The following is a 19,109-nucleotide window of genomic DNA, read 5'->3' on the forward strand; positions in this document are numbered from 1 at the left end:
TCGGGGCAAAAGCTTCGAAGTTTATTCGATGAAGCTTTTTCGCTGGATCTAGACAATTTTTATCCTTTATCTTATTAGAAAACTTGGCATTCGCCAAGCCTTTGTGGCGAATGCCTTAGTTGCACTTATGCAGATAGGAAAGTTTTATACTTTCCTATCTGTTAAAAAAAGATCCCTACAAATCGGGATCTTTTTCAAACTATAAATGATTTAATTTTTGTTGAGTTGTTTCCTCATAGCCTTTCATATACTTGATTCTTCGTTGTAAAGAGGTTTCATTGACCTGTTCGTCTGCATGATAAGAGGAACGCACGAGAGGACCAGATTCACAGTGCTTAAAGCCTTTTTCAAGAGCAATCTCTTGAAGCTCCTTGAACTCATCAGGATGATAATATCTTTCTACTTTTAAATGCTTCTTGGTAGGCTGTAGATACTGCCCAATAGTCATAATATCTACATCATGAGCCAATAAATCATCCATGGCTTGTAAAATCTCTTCTTTTGTCTCGCCTAAGCCGACCATTAGGCTAGATTTAGTAGGAAGGTTTGGAGCAACCTCTTTTACTCTCTTTAACAATTCTAATGAGCGGTCATATGTGGCTTTAGAACGAACAGTTGGTGTCAAACGTCGAACTGTCTCAATATTATGGTTGAAAATATCAGGCCCTGCACCTAAAAGAGTACGTAAGCTCTCATAGTCACCCGCCATATCTGATGGGAGTACCTCCACTGTAGTACCTGGCATTCTTTTATGGATGGCACGAATGGTCTCAGCAAAAATGAAGGCTCCTCCATCTTTCAAATCATCCCTCGCTACTGCAGTCACGACCACATGTTTAAGTCCCATTAATTCTACTGATTCAGCAACCTTCTCTGGCTCTTGACGATCAAGTTCATTCGGAAGACCTGTTTTTACTGCACAGAAACGGCATCCTCTAGTGCATGTATCCCCTAGAATCATGAAAGTAGCTGTTTTTCTTTCACTCCAACATTCATGTAAGTTGGGACACTTTGCTTCCTCACAGACAGTATTTAATCCCCGTTCCCTCATAATCTTCTTTAAATTATGGTAGGATTGGTTTGCATTAATCTTAATTTTTAACCATTCTGGTTTGCGTACATGTTCTTCTCTTTTTGCCATTCTCATCCCTCACTTATCGATAATAGGTCCATTCATCATTTCCAAATTTCTTTTCTTCAAGGTCCCTTACTTCCTCCAATTGCTTAGAGGATAGTGTATAAGGCTCTAAGTTTATATGTAACCCTTTCTCAAAACCCTTTTTAAAAGCCTTTTCTACATCCTCTATAGAAATTGGGTGATCAACCACCTCTTGGATAGCAACGGCTTTCTCCTTGAATGCTCTTCGAGACCGTTCTTTGATTTTATCATTAGGATAAATAAACAAATCAAAAAGTTTTTCGTCATCAAACTCGATGGGAATGGAACCATGCTGTAGAATGACTCCTTTTTGACGAGTTTGTGCACTTCCTGCAGCCTTTCTTCCTCCGATCACCAATTCGTACCATGAAGGTTCTTCGAAACAGACAGCTGAACCGGTTTGATTCAGTTTCTCCTGTGGAATTGAAAATTCAGCTTCAATTCCGATCTCCTTATAACCCTCAAGTATTCCTTGGGAAAGAACACGATAAGCCTCTATTACTGATCTTGGCATATCTTGCCCCTGTTCTGCAACTACTACACTATATGTAAGCTCTTGATCATGTAAAACTGCACGACCCCCTGTTAATCTTCTAACAAAACCTAGGCCCTTTTCTCTTACTGCATCTAAGTCAATCTTATCTTTAATTTTTTGAAAATATCCGATAGATAAAGTTGCAGGATCCCATTGATAAAAGCGAATAGCAGGTGGAATTTCTCCTCTACTATGCCATGTAAGCAACATTTCATCCAATGCCATATTAAAAGTTGGTGTACCTTTACCTGTATTTAAATATATCCATGTTTGATCCATTCTACTCCTCTTTCTATCTCCTCAAAATTTCAACTAATTATCTTAAATTACCCTGCTTAGGGTATACTAAAACCAACGATTAATCAACCAACCTGCTTCTTTTAAGCACTTTAATAAGCTCGCCTTCTATAGGCGAGCTTATTAGTATACATCTTTTCTGTTTTACATCCGTTTTATTCAGTTGCTTCTTTTTGCACTCCTGATTCTTTTTTCTTTTGAGATAGAATCTGTAGAACAAATAGAATTGCAAACGCTCCAATTCCAATTAAATCAGAATTCCCCTCAGGGTAAATAAGCATTAAACCCGTAATGATTGTAATGATTCTCTCTACCCAATTTAATTTCCGGTACCAGTAACCAATCATTCCAGCTCCTATAGCTATCATACCGAGTATGGCCGTAAATAAGAGGAAAATAACTCCACTTGCTGTTACATCAATCATCAATAGTTCTGGACTTAATACAAACATATAAGGAATAATATAGGCTGCAATAGCCAATTTTGAAGCATTCAATCCTGTTCTAATCGGTTCTCCACCCGAAATAGCAGTTGCAGCAAAAGCCGCAAGTGCTACAGGAGGAGTGATATCCGCAACGATTCCAAAATAGAACACAAACATATGTGCAGCTAAGATTGGGATTGCAAATTGGAATTCAGTATTTAGCGCCAATATTGCCGGTAAAGCAATGGTTGATGTAATGATGTAGTTCGCTGTAGTCGGTGACCCCATTCCAAGGATTATAGAAGTAATCATGGTAAAGAATAAGGTTAAAAATAATAGTCCCGTTGGAGAATTTGTAATAGCATGTGCAAAGTCAACTAAGCTATTTCCTAATTTTAAACCAAGCCCCGTCTTGGTAACTACTCCAACGATAATACCTGCACATGCAGTTGCAGCAGCAACTCCTAATGCGGATCTTGCTCCTCCTGTTAATCCATGAAGAAGTTTAGTTAGAGAGAATTTATTGTCCACGATAAACATGTTGGTATCTTTTCTAAATAAGCTCACCAGGATTGTAATCAATATGCCGTAAATTGCCGTTCTTTCAATACTAAATCCTTCAAACAAGAAATAAATGATCACGAATATAGGAAGCAATAAATAGATTTTTTTGAAAGTTTCTTTCCTATCTGGGATTTCCTCTTCTGATAATCCATGAAGCCCTAATCTTTTAGCTTCAAGGTGTGTCATAATCCAAATTCCTGCAAAATAAAGTAAAGCAGGAATGGTTGCTGCTTTAGCAATCTCCCAGTATCCAACCCCAGCAAATTCTATCATTAAGAAGGCAGCAGCACCCATAATTGGTGGCATTATTTGCCCTCCTGTAGAAGAAGCAGCTTCAACAGCTCCTGCAAAGTTTCGCTTGTAGCCTAGCTTTTTCATCATAGGAATAGTATATGAGCCCGTTGTTACTGTATTTGCAACAGAGCTACCAGATATCGTTCCATTTAGTGCACTGGAGAAGATAGCTACTTTTGCAGGTCCACCTACTCGTTTTCCAGCTATAGCAATAGCCAAATCATTAAAGTAAGCGCCAATTCCAGTTTGGACAAGAAAAGCACCAAATAATAGGAATAAGAAAATGTAAGTAGAAGATACTTGCAAAGGTGTTCCCAGAATACCTTCTGTTGTAAAGAACATCGTATTCACAATTTGGTTTAAACTTAAGCCCCTATGTGCCAACGTTCCTGGCATATATGGTCCATAGTATGCATAGAGCAGGAACAAAATCGCTATAATGGTTATCGGCAGACCTACAGCTCTTCTTGCGGCTTCAAGAACAAGAAGTATAGCAATGCCCCCAATTAGCAATTGTGCCTCAGTGATTCCTCCAATTTGTTGAACAATGGTATCATAGTATACTGGCCAATAGCCAGTCACAATAATAGATAGAATAACCAGGACCCAATCATACCAAGGAACACTTGCTAAAAAAACCGATGATTAATGCAAGAAGGATCCTGTATATAGCAAAAGGAGCTAATTTGATTTTATTAATAAGCTTTAGGAAAAACCTTATAGAAAGGAGTGCAAATATAAAGGAACTAATGAAACCTGCTATAAAAAACGGCAAGGCATCCATTGAAAAATACTCCCAATTTTTAAACAAAGAGAGGGCGCTTGCCCCAAACATGATAGGCACTGCCATAATAAACGTAAAATCCGCCGCTGCTCTATGGCTCATCCCTAAAATGACACCACCAGAAATAGTTGATCCCGACCTTGAAAATCCTGGCCATAAAGCAAAACATTGAAACAAACCAATCGTAAATGCTTGTTTATAACTAATTTGATCAACAGTCTGTATCTTTTGGTGACCTTTTGAGATTTTATCAGCTATTAACATCAAAATAGCGCCAATTACTAGTCCTATTAAAACGGTTGTTGTAGAAAAAAGATACTCATCTATCACATCTTCAAACAAAACACCTAGGATACCAGCTGGCAGAAGTCCGACAATGACTTGAGAGAGTTTTAATCTAGGCTCAGCGTTTTCCTCTTTCTTTTTTCCGATTCCTAACAAATCCATAAAGCGACCCCAAAATATAATTACTACCGCTAAAATAGATCCTAGCTGAATAACAACTTTAAAGGTATTTGCAACATACTTTGTTAAAAAGTCCTCGGATTGTAGCCACATATCATCCACAATAATCATATGACCTGTGGAAGATACAGGAGCAAATTCTGTTAGACCTTCCACAAGTCCCAGTATTATTGCTTTCCATAATGAAAGATCCATTTTCCCCAGTTCTCCTTTATAACTAATTGTTTCCATTACTTCTCTATTAGTTATTTTCATATCAATTCATTATACCGATTTCAAGAGTAGTGTACACTAAAAATTGATACTATTTCACAAAACCTAATATCAGAAAAACTCTTTTCAAATTATAATAGAAGGGGAATACTATTACATAGTTATTTTGTTTAGAAATGAGGGAAGTCTATGAACACTTTAGAAATGACAGAAAATGAAATTTCATTAGTCTTAATCCAATCATTGAAAGACGGGAAAAAGAAAGCCTTTCAAGAAATTATAGAGGAGCTACAGCCATATGATATCGCTCAGCAATATTTATCCATTCCAAATAAGCATCGAAATAAATTCCTTCTATATTTAACTACAGATGAATTAGCAGAGTTTATACAAGAATTAGAAAAAGAGGATCAACTAGAGGTTATACATAAATTAGGCGTTGAAAAGTCCACAAAAGTTTTAGATTTAATGGAGAATGATGACCTTGCTACACTACTTACGGATTTAGATCCCGAAAAGATCGAAGAACTGCTATCCGAGATGAATAAAGAGGAATCTGAGGTCGTCCAAAATCTTATGAACTACCCAACAGAATCTGCCGGACGAATGATGACGAACCGTTATGTTTGGATTCCTCAATCATATACCGTTAGAGAGGCCGTGGATAAGCTTAAGCATTTTGCAGAGCTTGCCGAGTATTTGAATTATTTGTATGTGATAGATCAAGAGAAAAAACTAGTCGGAGTAGTCTCTTACAAAGATTTACTTCTAGGTGACCTACATGAAAAAATCGAAGATATTATGTATAGCCGTATAGTAAAAGTTGATGTCTATACAGACCAAGAAGAAGTAGCCAAACTGATTAGTCGATATGACTTTGTATCTATACCAGTTATTGAAGAAGATCAAACACTAGTTGGAGTTATCACAGTCGATGATATTATCGATGTTGTCATTCAAGAAGCTAATGAAGACATAGAAAAATTATCTGCATCTGGTAAAGCAATTGATTTTAACACAAAGCCCCTAGTTGCAGCATACCGGCGTCTCCCATGGCTTATACTACTGCTTTTTATTGGACTTGTTTCTGGAAGTATAATAGATAGTTTTTCAAATACTTTGGATCAAGTAATTGCACTTACTTTCTTCATGCCAATGATTGCGGGTATGACAGGAAACACAGGTACACAATCACTAGCTGTTGTAGTAAGAGGACTAGTATCAGAGGACCTAGACTACAAACAAGTTATGAAGTTAATTTCTCGAGAACTTTGGGTGGGTATCATCATTGGTATAACCTGTAGCATTATGATTGCGATTATTGCATTAGTATGGCAAAACAGTCTTACCTTGGGCTTAGTGGTAGGAAGTTCGCTGCTCTTAACTCTTATCATTGGAACACTGGCAGGTACAATAATCCCGCTAATCCTATACAAGTTAAATGTAGATCCAGCTGTTGCTTCTGGCCCATTTATTACAACAATTAATGATATTCTTTCCTTATTAATATACTTTGGAATTGCTACAACTTTTTTATCAAAATTACTTTAAAAGTCAAAATCGAAACTAGAAGAACGGAAGTTTGCCCTGTTCTTTTTTATAGTATTAGAATTTATTCAGCATGAAGCTACTGAGAGCTACTTCGCAGAAACAAGTGCTTTTCTTGTTTCGAGGGGCGCTTGCGCTTTTCTTATTCATTTTTAATTATTTCCAGGGAAATATGATAAAAACCGACATGGTCTGTCGATTTCCTATAATAATCATAATTTTATTATTGCAATTTGAAATATATACTGATAATATTGAGGAGCATTAAATGGAAGGCTAATCACATGGGTCTTTCCAGCAGATAATTTTGACCACTCCCAAAAGAGAGTTAAGGCCATACGGACAGCCGGGTCAAATGCCGATTTTGGCAACTTAGTTGCCTTATTGATTGAGTTAAAAGCTCAAATTTTATAAGTTGGTTACTTTACAACCAGTGCATAATCTGCACATCAACTTGTGAAACGGTCAATAAGAGTAGTAAAAGTAAATTATTTGCTATATAGACTCTGATCCTAGCATGATATTTTATCATATCTAAAAGCCTCCTCCATGTAAGTATGTTTGTTGTATAAGTTTTACACTTTGTTACATACCATGGTCTTGTTATGCTTTTTAATGATGATATCAGAAGCAAGTGTTGATACGCAGATAAGCGTTTTACACTTGCTTTTTTGTGTTATACAGTGTTAGAAGGATTTTGACCAAAAGTGACGTCTCGGAGTTCGACGTCAACGGAATTCCAAATCCATAATGAAGGAGATAGAAGAATGGGAAAAGCACTTATTATCGGTTGTGGAGGCGTGGCTCAGGTAGCCATCCACAAATGTGTTCAGAACAGTGATGTTTTTGAAGAGATTTGCATCGCAAGTCGTACAAAGTCGAAATGTGATGATTTAAAAGCAAAGTTAGATGGTGGGAAGACTAAAATTACCACCGCTCAAGTTAATGCTAATCATGTGGACGAGCTAATTGCATTAATTGAAGAAGTAAAACCCGATGTTGTCATGAATCTTGCTTTACCGTATCAAGATCTAACAATTATGGATGCTTGCTTAGCAACAAAGACAAATTACTTAGATACTGCAAATTATGAACCAGAAGATACGGCAAAGTTTGAATACAGATGGCAATGGGACTATCGTGAACGCTTTGAAAAGGCTGGAATTACAGCACTACTTGGAAGTGGCTTCGATCCAGGAGTAACTGGTGTGTTCTCTGCACATGCTCTTAAACATCATTTCGATGAAATTGAATATATTGATATATTGGACTGTAACGCAGGGGATCATGGATATCCTTTCGCTACAAACTTTAATCCCGAAATCAATATCCGTGAAGTTTCTGCAAACGGAAGATACTGGGAAGAAGGAAATTGGGTGGAAACTGAACCTATGGAAATCAAGCGAGTATATGATTTCCCTGAGGTTGGGGAAAGAGATATGTACCTACTTTATCATGAAGAGCTTGAGTCCCTTACTCAAAACATTCCAGGTCTTAAACGCATCCGTTTTTTCATGACCTTTGGACAAAGCTATCTCACACACCTGAAGTGTCTTGAAAATGTTGGGATGACTTCTATAGAGCCTGTTGAATTTGAAGGAAAACAAATCGTTCCCCTTCAATTCTTGAAAGCTCTATTACCAGACCCATCATCTCTTGGCCCTAGAACAGTTGGTAAAACAAATATCGGATGTATTTTTCAAGGAAAAAAAGATGGAAAAGACAAAACTTATTATGTTTACAATGTATGTGATCATCAAGAATGTTATAGAGAAGTTGGTTCACAGGCAGTTGCCTATACCACAGGCATACCAGCGATGATCGGCGCCATGATGCTGATGACTGGAAAATGGAATAAGCCAGGAGTTTATAATATTGAAGAATTCGATCCAGATCCATTTATGGAAGCTTTAAATAAGTGGGGACTACCTTGGAAAGAAGACTTTAATCCAGAGTTGGTGTCTGAAACCCCTGAAAAAAAACCAAATACGGAGTCTGTTTTTTAACATGAATTTTAAAGAACTTCCAACCCCCTGTTATGTAGTAGACGAAAATCTATTAGAGAAAAATCTTAAAATCCTGAATAGCGTCATGGAGCGAACAGGATGTAAGATTGTATTGGCCCAAAAAGCATTTTCCATGTTTACAATGTATCCATTGATTGGAAAATATTTGAGCGGTACAACAGCCAGTGGTTTATATGAAGCTCGTCTAGGATATGAGGAAATGGGTAAAGAAAATCATGTCTTTGCACCAGCCTACCGTGAAGATGAAATTGATGAGATTATTTCGATTTGTGATCATATTATTTTTAATTCCTTTTCACAAATAGAAAAGTTTAAGGACAAAGCTCTTCAAGCTGGAAAGAAAATAGGATTGCGCATTAACCCTGAAAGATCTACTCAAATAGGTCATGCCATTTATGATCCGTGTGCACCAGGTTCGAGATTTGGTGTGACAATTGAAAATTTCCTTCCAGAACAATTAGAGGGGATTTCAGGGCTTCATTTTCATACTCTTTGCCAACAAAACGCTGATGATTTAGATACTACCTTAAAAGCAGTAGAAGAAAAGTTTGGTCCTTACCTTTCCCAAATGGAATGGATCAACTTTGGCGGAGGACATCATATCACGAGAGAGGATTATGATATTCCTTTACTTGAATCCTGTATAAAAAGAATGCAAGATAAATATGGACTAGAAGTATATCTCGAGCCAGGAGAAGCTGTTGCTCTTAATGCAGGTTATCTTGTAACTACTGTTTTAGACACCATGAAAAATGGAATGGATATTGCTATTCTTGACACCTCTGCCTCTTGTCATATGCCTGACGTACTGGAAATGCCTTATAGACCTCCTTTGTTAGGTTCTGGGGAAGTAGGAGAGAAAGCATATACTTATCGACTTGGTGGACAAACCTGCCTTGCTGGTGATTTTATTGGGGACTATTCCTTCGATCAGCCACTGAAGTATGGTGATCGTTTAGTTTTTGGGGATATGGCTATCTACACGATGGTGAAAAACACAACGTTTAACGGTATGCCTCTTCCAGCTATTGCAATTCAGGATAAAGAGGGTAACTGTGAAGTTGTTCGTGAATTTGGTTACCAGGACTTTAAAATGCGCTTAGCATAATATTAATGATTGAACACCCTGCCAAGATTAGGCAGGGTGTTTTAAATTCTTTCTGTTTATTTTATCTTTCTTCCAAATCCTCTGTATAAATAGAGTATAAATCCTAAATAATATGACGACTTATTTCCAACATCTTTTCTTTTGTTACCAATATGGGTATTGCGAAATTGAAAAGGAGACCGTCATAAATGACGGTCTCCTTTTCTTATTTTTACTTTTTATCTATATGTTTATTTTAAATCAAAACGATCGGCATTCATTACCTTAACCCAGGCATTTATAAAGTCTTGCACAAACTTCTCTTTGTTATCATCTTGTGCATACACTTCTGCAATGGCACGTAGTTGTGAGTTTGAACCGAATACAAGATCCACTCTAGTTGCAGTTCGTACTACTTCTCCTGTTTTTCGATCACGTCCGTAAAGTACTCCTTCTTCGGTTGGTTCCCACACAATTCCCATATCAAGTAGGTTAACAAAGAAGTCATTAGTTAGAGTTCCTACACGGTTAGTAAATACACCATGTTGCGTACCACCATAGTTCGTACCTAATACCCGCATTCCTCCAACCAGAACCGTCATTTCCGGAGCAGTAAGGCCCAAAAGTTGCGCCTTGTCAACTAGTAATTCTGCAGGGCTAACTCTGTATTGCTGCTTTTGATAGTTACGGAAACCATCAGCATATGGTTCTAGCACGTCAAAGCTTTCTGGATCAGTTTGCTCTTCTGTTGCATCGCCACGTCCTGGTGAGAAAGGAACAGTTACATCGAATCCTGCTTCACGTGCAGCCTTCTCTACTGCAGCACTCCCGCCGAGAACAATCAAATCTGCAAGACTAACTTTTTTATCTAGATGACTTTGAATGCCTTCTAAGATACTAAGGACTTTAGTAAGCTGTTCAGGTTGGTTCACTTCCCAACCCTTTTGTGGGGCTAGACGGATACGTGCCCCATTAGCACCACCTCTGAAGTCTGATCCGCGAAAAGTACTAGCAGAAGACCAAGCAGTATAAACAAGTTCGCTTATGGTTAAACCAGAGTCTAGAATTAATACCTTAATTTTTTCAATTTCTTCCTCAGATAATTCATAATCCACTGTCGGAATAGGATCTTGCCAAATGAAATCTTGTTCTGGCACTTCTGGACCTAAATATCTAGATTTAGGACCCATATCACGATGCAATAGCTTAAACCATGCGCGGGCAAATGCATCAGCAAATTCATCTGGATTCTTGTGGAAACGACGAGCAATTTTTTCATATTCTGGGTCATGGCGTAAAGCTAGATCTGAGGTGAACATTACAGTTTGAACTTTTACAGACGAATCTTCCGCATCAGGTGCTAGTTGCTCCTCGCCAGGATCAACAGCTACCCACTGCCATGCTCCGGCAGGACTCTTTGTCAACCACCATTCATTTCCAAACAACATATCGAAAAATCCCATATCCCAATTTGTAGGCTTAGGAGTCCAAGCACCTTCTATGCCACTTGTAATGGTATCACGACCCTTGCCGGTACCATGCGAGCTAGCCCATCCTAATCCTTGCGCTTCAATTGGAGAAGCCTCTGGTTCTGGTCCAAGCTTAGCTGCATCACCTGCTCCATGTGCCTTGCCAAATGTATGACCACCCGCAATTAATGCAACTGTTTCTTCATCGTTCATTCCCATACGTCCAAAAGTGTCACGAATGTCGCGGGCACTTGCAATAGGATCTGGTTTACCATTAGGTCCTTCTGGATTTACATAGATAAGGCCCATTTGCACTGCTGCTAGTGGATTTTCAAGATCACGGTCACCTGAGTATCGTTTATCATCCAACCATTCAGATTCAAGTCCCCAATAAACATCCTCTTCAGGGTGCCAAATGTCAGGGCGTCCCGCTGCAAAACCAATTACCGGGCCTCCCATATCTTCTATTGCAACATTTCCTGCTAAAACTAGTAGGTCTGCCCAAGAAATTTCATTCCCGTACTTTTGTTTAATTGGCCATAATAACCGACGAGCTTTATCAAGGTTAACATTGTCTGGCCAGCTGTTTAGTGGTGCAAAACGTTGATTACCCGAATTTCCTCCTCCTCGGCCATCGCCTATACGGTATGTACCCGCTGCGTGCCATGACATACGAATGAATAACGGTCCATAGTGTCCATAATCGGCTGGCCACCAATCCTGACTGTCTTTCATTAGGTTTCGAATATCCTGCTTAAGCGCATCGTAATCTAATTTTTTGAATTCCTCTCGGTAATCGAATGCTTCTCCCATAGGGTTAGATTTTTTGTCATGTTGATGTAGAATACTTAAGTTTAATAGATTCGGCCACCAATCCTTATTAGTCGTTCCACTTGATTTGGTGCTTGTTGCACTTCCATGATGTACCGGACATCCTTCGACGTTTGTTGTTTCTTTTGAGTCCATTTTTTTTCCCCTTTCTATGATTAAATAAGGTAGAAAATATTAATACTATTTCCACCTGTATTATAAACTAAATAATAATTATTATTATCTAGTTTATATTATAATTGAAAACGAAGTGAAATGAAAGAATTTCGTCTTTTTGTTGTAAGTTTTAACTAAATTTTCTTATAATCTAATTTTTTATCGAATCTTTAAAAATGAATTCATCGGTGTCAAAAGAAAGGGAACTTCCATCCTTTGATAATTTAATCTAACGATTGGGATTTAGGGTTAATTCAGTAGCATAGTCATTATAAGAATCTTTCTAGTTGTTATTTCGCAGTTGTTTTCATTTATTTGGTGCATACTTAAGTCTGCTTGATTACTTGAGTAAAGTGAAACTTTACTCAGTGGGCATTCTACTCCCCGTTATGGAGGGATAATATTGATAGGTTTCTATGAATAATCCAGAAATATGTATTAACCTGGTTAATGTGCTAATAGTGGGCTTGTTCTTTCATCCATCATTTTCAATTAAATTTTTATAATTGAGAAAAGATAAGTTGGTTTTTTAGTAGATTACTTACCCTGCTAAATATTGAGTCTATGACTATACTTATTATAATAAAATGAAAAATAATTTAAAAGAATTTTGAGGTTAATCCGACTATTTAAAAATTTATTTCTGATAATTGTATTTTGAAAGGATATTTATTACTCTTTACACAAACACTAATATTTTTGTATTTTCTATAAGTTAAGCTTACCTCACCTATGGAATATGGAATTTTCATTACACTTTATCATAAAAAGGGGCATCACAAAGTTAAAAATATAACTTTGTGATGCCCCTTTTTTTAATCATTCGGTTTGAGCATTTTTTGTTCTTTTAGTTCCCAATCTCTTTTCAAAAAGGATAATAATTGAAGGCAATACTAACAGTGTACTAAGTAAACAAAACATTGTATCTAGCACTGTCGTAATACCAAAGGCTTTTAACATGACAAAGTCAGAAAAGATAAGGGTACTAAATCCACCAGTAACGGTTAAAGCAGATGCTGTAATGGCACGCCCAATTTTAGTCATAGCCGTTATCATAGCTTCTTGAGATTCAATTCCTTTTCCCCTTTCTTCCTGATATCTTTCCATAAGAAGTATCGTAAATTCAGTTCCTATACCTAAAATCAATGCACTCAGCACGGCAGTTAAAGGATTAATAGCGACATCTAAGAAATACATCATTGCTGAAGACCAACCAATGACAAGTACGATAGGTACAATTGGATACACTGCTAATTTTATTCGACGATAAAGGACAAGTAAACTTAAAAACACTGCCCCAATTCCTAAGAAAGTTGTGAAGTCGCGGTTATCTGTTAAAGTGCTAATGCTTTTAACTGCAAGAACCACCATACCTGTTGAAGTTACTTCTACACCCTCAGGTGACTGAATGTCATTTTCAATCTCTTCTATTAATTCTTTTTGTTGCTGTAATGGCATATTTCTGACACTAAAGGTAATGGAAGCCATTTTTTTATCTTTTGTAATCATAGATGATTTCATTGCTTCTGGAAGAGAGTCAATTAGCTGATTCATTTGATCTTTATTAGAAGGTAATTGGCCATCATTCATCATCTTCAATGCTGATGCAATACTTGTTGAAGATTCAAAGGCATCGTATTTATTAAGATTATTTTTTTCGAAGTTTTCCATCCATTGAAGAACTTCTTGTTTTGTTACATCTTCAGCTTCAACCATAAAACTCACTTCCATAGTTGAACCTATAGTATCTCGAATTTCGTTTAAACCTATTAATGCTGGTGAATCTTGTGGCATCAGTTTTTCAATGTCTGTTTCCACTCTAAGATCATCTTCAAACGTAAAACCACCAACCGATAACCCTATTGCTAATAATAAAACAACTAAAGGATAAGCAACAACTTTTCTTGATAACCACCCAAGAGCTTTTTCAATCTTATTGGAATGTTGCTTATTAACAGAATGCTTTTGTTTTCGGTCACGAATATTCAAGATAGAAAACATTAAAAATAATTCAAGCGTATAAATAACAAAGACACCAATAGATAACATAATACCAAAATCTTGAATCATAGGAACTTTGGAAACTAATAAGGTAATAAACCCTGCTGTCATCGTAACTACAGCAATACCTACGGCTGGTCCCATATGCTTAATTGAAGTTATAACAGATTCTTTAGCATTTCCTGTTTTTGTAAATTCTTCGTCATATCTATTATGAAATTGAATTGCAAAGTCCGCTCCAAGACCTATTAAGATTGGAAGGATTGCCATTGTTACCATACTTAGCGGAATCCCGAAATATCCCATTAAACCAAATGTCCATACAATTCCAATAAGTACAACCGGTAAAGTTAATAGGCGCCATTTAACCGGAAAAACAATTAATAAGATTATTATCATAAGGACAACTGACAAACCAAGCATAACTGCCATATCTTTTGTCATGCTATCTTGTATGGCTTGCGTTAGTTTTGGTGTGCCTGATACAAGTGATTCCAATCCGTTAATGTCTTTTTCCTTAAATATATCTTCAACATCACTAACAGCTTGGTTCATATCATCAATCGATAAATTTCCAGCTAATTTTGTAACAATTACCGCATGTTCCCCATTTTGTGGTAAAAGATCATTCGCCATTTCTTGAACATTACCATTTTCATCAAAAAGAACGGTTTTGACAAAAGCCTCGTTTGTTAGGGATGGTTCTCCCATTTCTTCCATTTGCTTCATTTGAGAACCGTATTGGGCTTCTATCTGTTGCATTACCTGTAATTTTGTTTCTTCTGCCACTTTTGCCTGCATATCTTCTGAAGCGCCTTTTTCTTTTGCTGCTTGAACGGCTTGGTTGATTGCTTCTTCAACTGCCTGATTAATTTGTTGTTGAAATGCTTCTTTCTGTTGGATCGCTTGATCAACAGCCAAATCAACCACAGAAACAGGGCTAAATACAGAACCAATTAAAGGATTATTATTTAACTCTTTTTGTATGTCGTTCATTTCATCAAGTGATGAAATAATCTTTTCTTTGTCTCCCGACAACAATACAAAAATGGATTCACCGCCAAATTCCTTCTGAAAACGAAGATTATCTTGGAAAACAGGGTCATCTGAAGGAATCATCATATCTTGACCTGTTCTAACCTCAATTTTAGTTGCCCCAATAACCATAATTACTGTCATTAAGATTATTAAGATTATAGATAGTCGTGATTTTTCCGTTGTCCATTTACTAATCGCAGAAAAAAACCACCTCATGAATTATTCCCCTCTCTCAGATATTGCTTTGTCAAGTAAATTCATAAACGTCTGTGTTTCTTCTTCTGTCCACATACTAAAATAATGTTCCAACATTTCATTTCTCTTTTGTGTGATTTGGTCATATAACTTTTTTCCTTTTTCTGTGAAACTAATCCAAATAAGCCTTCTGTCTTCTTCATCTCTTTCTCTGACGACATAATCTAATTTATTCATCTTATCAATCAATAGTGAAGCTGCCCCAGTTGTAGTCCCCAATTCATTGACTATATCCTTTAAGTTACATTTTCCTCCTTTTGAGATGGTTTGAAGTACAGCAAATTGAGGAATGGTTATTTTTTCCTCGAAAATTTCTTGTGTCTCCTTTCCAAGACTTCTAATCAAAACTGAAATAAGGTAATCAATTTTTCCATAATCAATTGGTTTATTAAACACAGTAAATACCTCCCGTAAATTATAGTATCATATTTTAGTTTAAAAATAAAACTATTTTCTTTAAAAACTATTACTTTTTATAACTGTTAATTTTTATAACTGTTAATTTTTTATAACTGTTTAAAATGAAATATAAATATTGGATACAAATGGTTCTTTTTTGTAATTAGCATTCACTTTTTATTCCTTCTCAATTAAGAAAAGCGCAAGCGCCCTTGATCATCGACGTAAGCCGGTGAGGCCCACAGGATGTGGGTCACGTAGGCGTTGCCACACGATGTGGCGGTTTTAGCCTACGATCCTCCGAGATATAGGAAACACGGTTCACGAGGGCTCGCATCCTGCAAGTCAGTTCGGTGTTGCGACAAATGTTTTCGGTGGGTCGAGTAATTGGATGTCGCGTTTTTAACCGAACCTCCTTCATCGATGTTGACTTATCGATGGAGAGGAGGGAACCGTCTCTAGTCGATAGGGCGCTGGAGCTAGACAAATTTTATACTTTCTCCTATCTTGAAAAAAAAAATCCCGCAGAGGCACTATGCCCCGCGGGATCCCTTGGATTCTATTCTTCATACTTCCCAATAATATCTACTACTTCATCAACTAAAGAAGTATCCAGTACTGTATCGAAATTAAGCTCTGAGGAAATGGCTCCATTTTTTTTATAGAATTCGTATTGGTTCTTAATGTCTTCGATAAACATGGCCCCATTTGGATCTAGCCCGGTAACACCAATACTCTTCCATACTTCCGGATCCTTTGTTGCTGTGTGCTTTGTCATAATGTCTATAATTTCATCCTTGTTTCCTGTTTCCTTAACAAAGGCATCGTTATAGTCTCGAACTCCTTTTAGATATGCTGCCATAAAGCGTTTAGCAACCTCTCTTCTTTCACCTAAGAATTTAGGTGAACCGAGAACCATCGCGATCTGAGCTTTCGGTGCATAGTCAGTTGCATCTCCAAAGCGAACATGGATATCATTAGCAATTCCTTGTGCAATTAATGGCTCAATTTGAAGGGCTGCATCAACTTGCTTGTTCCCAAGTGCTGCCATCATATTCCCAAAGTCCGACATTAAAACAAATTCAACATCATCTCTAGTTAAACCTGCATGTTCTAACATCTTTTGGAAGATATAATCATCTACTGCATTCTTAGTGGATACGGCAATTTTCTTGCCTTTAAAATCTTCATAGCTCTTTATCTCATCCTGTAAATCCTTTCGAATAACAAACGTGAAGTACGAGTTTCCTTTGATGTTGTGACCCTTATCTGCAATAAAGCGTACATCTATGCCCTGCGCAATAGAATTAAAGAACGACGCAGATGAAATTCCACCTGCAACATCAACCTCTCCGGCGGCAACTGCAGGTAACATTTCGTCACTGTTTCCAAAAGTTGCAAATTCTACTTCTATGTTGTAATCATCAAAATATCCTTTTTCCTTAGCAATGTAAAAACCCGCACCAGAAGCTGAACCATCCTCAGCAATTACAACTTTAGCTGGTTCCTTTAAAGGAGCTAATGTGCCTTCATCTGAACCGGAGTTTCCATTGTTGGAACCTGTATCTTGATCGGGATTTTCATCCTGCGTAGTTGTTCCTGAACTACAAGCTGAAAGTGCTAATACCAGAATAAGAAAAGGAATCATAACCCACTTCATGACATTATTTTTCATTGTTTCAATCTCCCTTTCATTTTAAAAAAATATATTTAATAGGATTAACGCCTATTTAGCTCGTGAACCCTGTACTTCTTTTTGTAGATGTTGCCAAATGTCAACGAATTCATGAGCCATTTTTTCATCGGACCTAACATCTTCTATTTTTCGAGGTCTTGGTAGATTGATTACTTTTTCTTTAACGATTTGACCTGGCTGAGAGCTCATGAGTAAAATACGATCACTTAAAAGCATTGCTTCATCAATACTATGGGTAATAAAAAGAACGGTTTTCTTCGTTTCCTGCCAAATGCTTAATAATTCATCTTGTAGAATAAATTTATTTTGCTCATCAAGTGCAGCGAAAGGTTCATCCATTAATAATATTTCAGGATCATTCGCAAAAGCTCTAGCAATACTTACGCGTTGCTTCATTCCTCCTGAGAGCTCCTTTGGGTATAACTTCGCAAACTTTTCTAAGCCAACTTTCTTCAAATAATACTGTGTTTGTTCTTTAATGACCTTTTTTGGAAGATGTCGCATTTTTAATCCGAAGGCTACGTTATCTTCAACGGTCATCCACGGGATAACTCCCCGTTCTTGGAAGACCATGGATTGTAATGGGTTATTTTTATTGGATTGTTGGATGTCAATTTCACCCGTACTCGGTGTTTCTAAACCTGCAAGAATGCGTAATAATGTTGTTTTTCCACATCCACTTGGACCGAGTAAGCAAACAAATTCTCCGTCTTTAATATCTAGAGAAATATTCTTCAGTGCTTCCACACTCTCGTTTCGTTTATAAAAAATTTTTGTTAATTGATCAATCTTGATTTTCGTAGTCTGATCCAAAACAAAGAACAACTCCTTTCCCCTAGGGTTTCCTTACTTCCAAGGAATTAACTTGCTTTGTAATCCTCGAATAATAAGGGAAAAGAAATAACCAAAAAATGAAATCAGCACGAGGCCAACATACATTTCAGGAAGTAGGAAAGCTTTGTAATTCATCCAAATGACGTAACCAATTCCCGAATTGGCTCCAATCATTTCAGCCGCTACAATCGTAAGTAGCGCAATCGCCTGCCCCATTTGGATTCCTTCAAGCATTACTGGAAGAGCTCCTGGTAGGGCTATTTTGAAAAAGAAATCCTTTGCATTAGCCCCATAGTTTTTGGCTACATCTATATATATACGGTCAATATTGGTAACACCGGCGGCAGTATTAATGACTACTGGAAAAAAGACACTAATGGCAATAGTTACCATTTTTGAAAATTCTCCAATGCCGAAAATAATCAAAATAATCGGTAGCATTGCTAGTGTCGGTATCGGCATAAAAGCCATGACAAGCGGTGAAAAGAAATGCCTAATTGGAGAATACATCCCCATAAGTAAACCAATACATATGGCAGGGATTACTCCAAGTAAGAAGCCTGCAAAAATACGAATTAAACTGATCTCTATATGAGCAAATAATTCTCCACTTAATCCCATGTGGTATAGTGTCGCTAATATTTTGGTTGGTGGCGGAAAAAATCTGGGATCAATAATCGCAGTTCTTGATAACAACTCCCAAAGAATCAATACCAAAATAGGAGATGAAATCGTAAGCAGTTGCTTGACCTTATCGTTTCTTTGTCTTTTCTTAAATTCCTCTTTTTCCACCTGTATTGCAGATTCATTTAAATGCTCTTCATCCATGCTGTCACCACCTCTCACACCGTTATACTATGCATTCGCCCAGAAAATGTTCATGCAAAAAGGAGCTCTGTTCTCTAAATTGGTGTCAGGTACCTCATATGCACAAATGTCCACAGATGGTACTGACACCAATCCATCATTGCCGTATATAGTAATCTAAAAGTGGGCACGATAGTCATTTAAAAGTCCCCCAGTAGTTTATAA

13 protein-coding genes are annotated in these 19,109 nt (G+C 37.2%); 3 read left to right on the forward strand and 10 right to left on the reverse strand.

Going from position 1 to position 19,109, the window contains the following annotated elements; genetic code table 11:
* Positions 1–199: 199 nt before the first annotated feature.
* The 4 genes from lipA to RZN25_04855 form a co-directional block, all read right to left on the reverse strand.
* Positions 200–1,141: a lipoyl synthase gene (gene lipA, locus RZN25_04840; protein ID MEQ6376148.1), complete on the reverse strand. Its 942-nt coding sequence runs from the start codon at positions 1,139–1,141 to the stop codon at positions 200–202.
* A gap of 13 nt (positions 1,142–1,154) precedes the next feature.
* Positions 1,155–1,973 carry a biotin/lipoate A/B protein ligase family protein gene (locus RZN25_04845; protein ID MEQ6376149.1) on the reverse strand — a complete coding sequence of 273 codons (819 nt, stop codon included), beginning with the start codon at positions 1,971–1,973 and terminating at the stop codon, positions 1,155–1,157.
* Between the two features lie 173 nt (positions 1,974–2,146).
* The gene (locus tag RZN25_04850) at positions 2,147–3,856 is read right to left on the reverse strand and encodes a TRAP transporter permease (GenBank protein ID MEQ6376150.1); all 1,710 of its coding nucleotides are present in this window, start codon (positions 3,854–3,856) and stop codon (positions 2,147–2,149) included.
* A 28-nt stretch (positions 3,857–3,884) separates the two neighbouring features.
* Complete coding sequence (locus tag RZN25_04855; GenBank protein ID MEQ6376151.1) at positions 3,885–4,718, reverse strand: undecaprenyl-diphosphate phosphatase; 834 nt, start codon at positions 4,716–4,718, stop codon at positions 3,885–3,887.
* 207 nt (positions 4,719–4,925) lie between these two features.
* Between RZN25_04855 and mgtE the strand changes: the two genes are divergently transcribed.
* From mgtE to nspC, 3 genes are all read left to right on the forward strand, one after another.
* Positions 4,926–6,287 (forward strand): magnesium transporter, encoded by a 1,362-nt coding sequence (mgtE, locus tag RZN25_04860; GenBank protein MEQ6376152.1) that lies wholly within the window; start codon positions 4,926–4,928, stop codon positions 6,285–6,287.
* 764 nt (positions 6,288–7,051) lie between these two features.
* Positions 7,052–8,290: a saccharopine dehydrogenase family protein gene (locus RZN25_04865; GenBank protein ID MEQ6376153.1), complete on the forward strand. Its 1,239-nt coding sequence runs from the start codon at positions 7,052–7,054 to the stop codon at positions 8,288–8,290.
* 1 nt (position 8,291) lies between these two features.
* Positions 8,292–9,419 (forward strand): carboxynorspermidine decarboxylase, encoded by a 1,128-nt coding sequence (gene nspC / locus RZN25_04870; protein MEQ6376154.1) that lies wholly within the window; start codon positions 8,292–8,294, stop codon positions 9,417–9,419.
* Between the two features lie 230 nt (positions 9,420–9,649).
* Here the strand turns inward: nspC and katG are convergent, their stop codons facing one another.
* The 6 genes from katG to RZN25_04900 form a co-directional block, all read right to left on the reverse strand.
* Positions 9,650–11,833, reverse strand: a complete 2,184-nt coding sequence (gene katG, locus RZN25_04875; GenBank protein MEQ6376155.1) for a catalase/peroxidase HPI — start codon at positions 11,831–11,833, stop codon at positions 9,650–9,652.
* 840 nt (positions 11,834–12,673) lie between these two features.
* Positions 12,674–15,109 carry a hydrophobe/amphiphile efflux-3 (HAE3) family transporter gene (locus RZN25_04880; protein MEQ6376156.1) on the reverse strand — a complete coding sequence of 812 codons (2,436 nt, stop codon included), beginning with the start codon at positions 15,107–15,109 and terminating at the stop codon, positions 12,674–12,676.
* Positions 15,110–15,112: 3 nt separating this feature from the next.
* Positions 15,113–15,544 carry a MarR family transcriptional regulator gene (locus RZN25_04885; GenBank protein ID MEQ6376157.1) on the reverse strand — a complete coding sequence of 144 codons (432 nt, stop codon included), beginning with the start codon at positions 15,542–15,544 and terminating at the stop codon, positions 15,113–15,115.
* A gap of 562 nt (positions 15,545–16,106) precedes the next feature.
* Complete coding sequence (locus RZN25_04890) at positions 16,107–17,222, reverse strand: ABC transporter substrate-binding protein (protein MEQ6376158.1); 1,116 nt, start codon at positions 17,220–17,222, stop codon at positions 16,107–16,109.
* A gap of 51 nt (positions 17,223–17,273) precedes the next feature.
* Positions 17,274–18,056, reverse strand: a complete 783-nt coding sequence (locus RZN25_04895) for an ABC transporter ATP-binding protein (GenBank protein MEQ6376159.1) — start codon at positions 18,054–18,056, stop codon at positions 17,274–17,276.
* A 33-nt stretch (positions 18,057–18,089) separates the two neighbouring features.
* The gene (locus RZN25_04900; protein MEQ6376160.1) at positions 18,090–18,905 is read right to left on the reverse strand and encodes an ABC transporter permease; all 816 of its coding nucleotides are present in this window, start codon (positions 18,903–18,905) and stop codon (positions 18,090–18,092) included.
* Between the last annotated feature and the right edge of the window lie 204 nt (positions 18,906–19,109).

Source organism: Bacillaceae bacterium S4-13-56, assembly GCA_040191315.1.
In the GTDB taxonomy this organism is placed as follows: domain Bacteria; phylum Bacillota; class Bacilli; order Bacillales; family JAWJLM01; genus JAWJLM01.

What these genes read in the sequence shown, in the direction of transcription:
- mgtE (MEQ6376152.1), top strand. Translation starts at nt 4,926, where the DNA reads ATGAACACTTTAGAAATGACAGAAAATGAAATTTCATTAGTCTTAATC.
- RZN25_04845 (MEQ6376149.1), bottom strand. Translation starts at nt 1,973, where the DNA reads ATGGATCAAACATGGATATATTTAAATACAGGTAAAGGTACACCAACT.
- RZN25_04880 (MEQ6376156.1), bottom strand. Translation starts at nt 15,109, where the DNA reads ATGAGGTGGTTTTTTTCTGCGATTAGTAAATGGACAACGGAAAAATCA.
- RZN25_04890 (MEQ6376158.1), bottom strand. Translation starts at nt 17,222, where the DNA reads ATGAAAAATAATGTCATGAAGTGGGTTATGATTCCTTTTCTTATTCTG.
- nspC (MEQ6376154.1), top strand. Translation starts at nt 8,292, where the DNA reads ATGAATTTTAAAGAACTTCCAACCCCCTGTTATGTAGTAGACGAAAAT.
- lipA (MEQ6376148.1), bottom strand. Translation starts at nt 1,141, where the DNA reads ATGGCAAAAAGAGAAGAACATGTACGCAAACCAGAATGGTTAAAAATT.
- RZN25_04865 (MEQ6376153.1), top strand. Translation starts at nt 7,052, where the DNA reads ATGGGAAAAGCACTTATTATCGGTTGTGGAGGCGTGGCTCAGGTAGCC.
- katG (MEQ6376155.1), bottom strand. Translation starts at nt 11,833, where the DNA reads ATGGACTCAAAAGAAACAACAAACGTCGAAGGATGTCCGGTACATCAT.
- RZN25_04900 (MEQ6376160.1), bottom strand. Translation starts at nt 18,905, where the DNA reads ATGGATGAAGAGCATTTAAATGAATCTGCAATACAGGTGGAAAAAGAG.
- RZN25_04855 (MEQ6376151.1), bottom strand. Translation starts at nt 4,718, where the DNA reads ATGGATCTTTCATTATGGAAAGCAATAATACTGGGACTTGTGGAAGGT.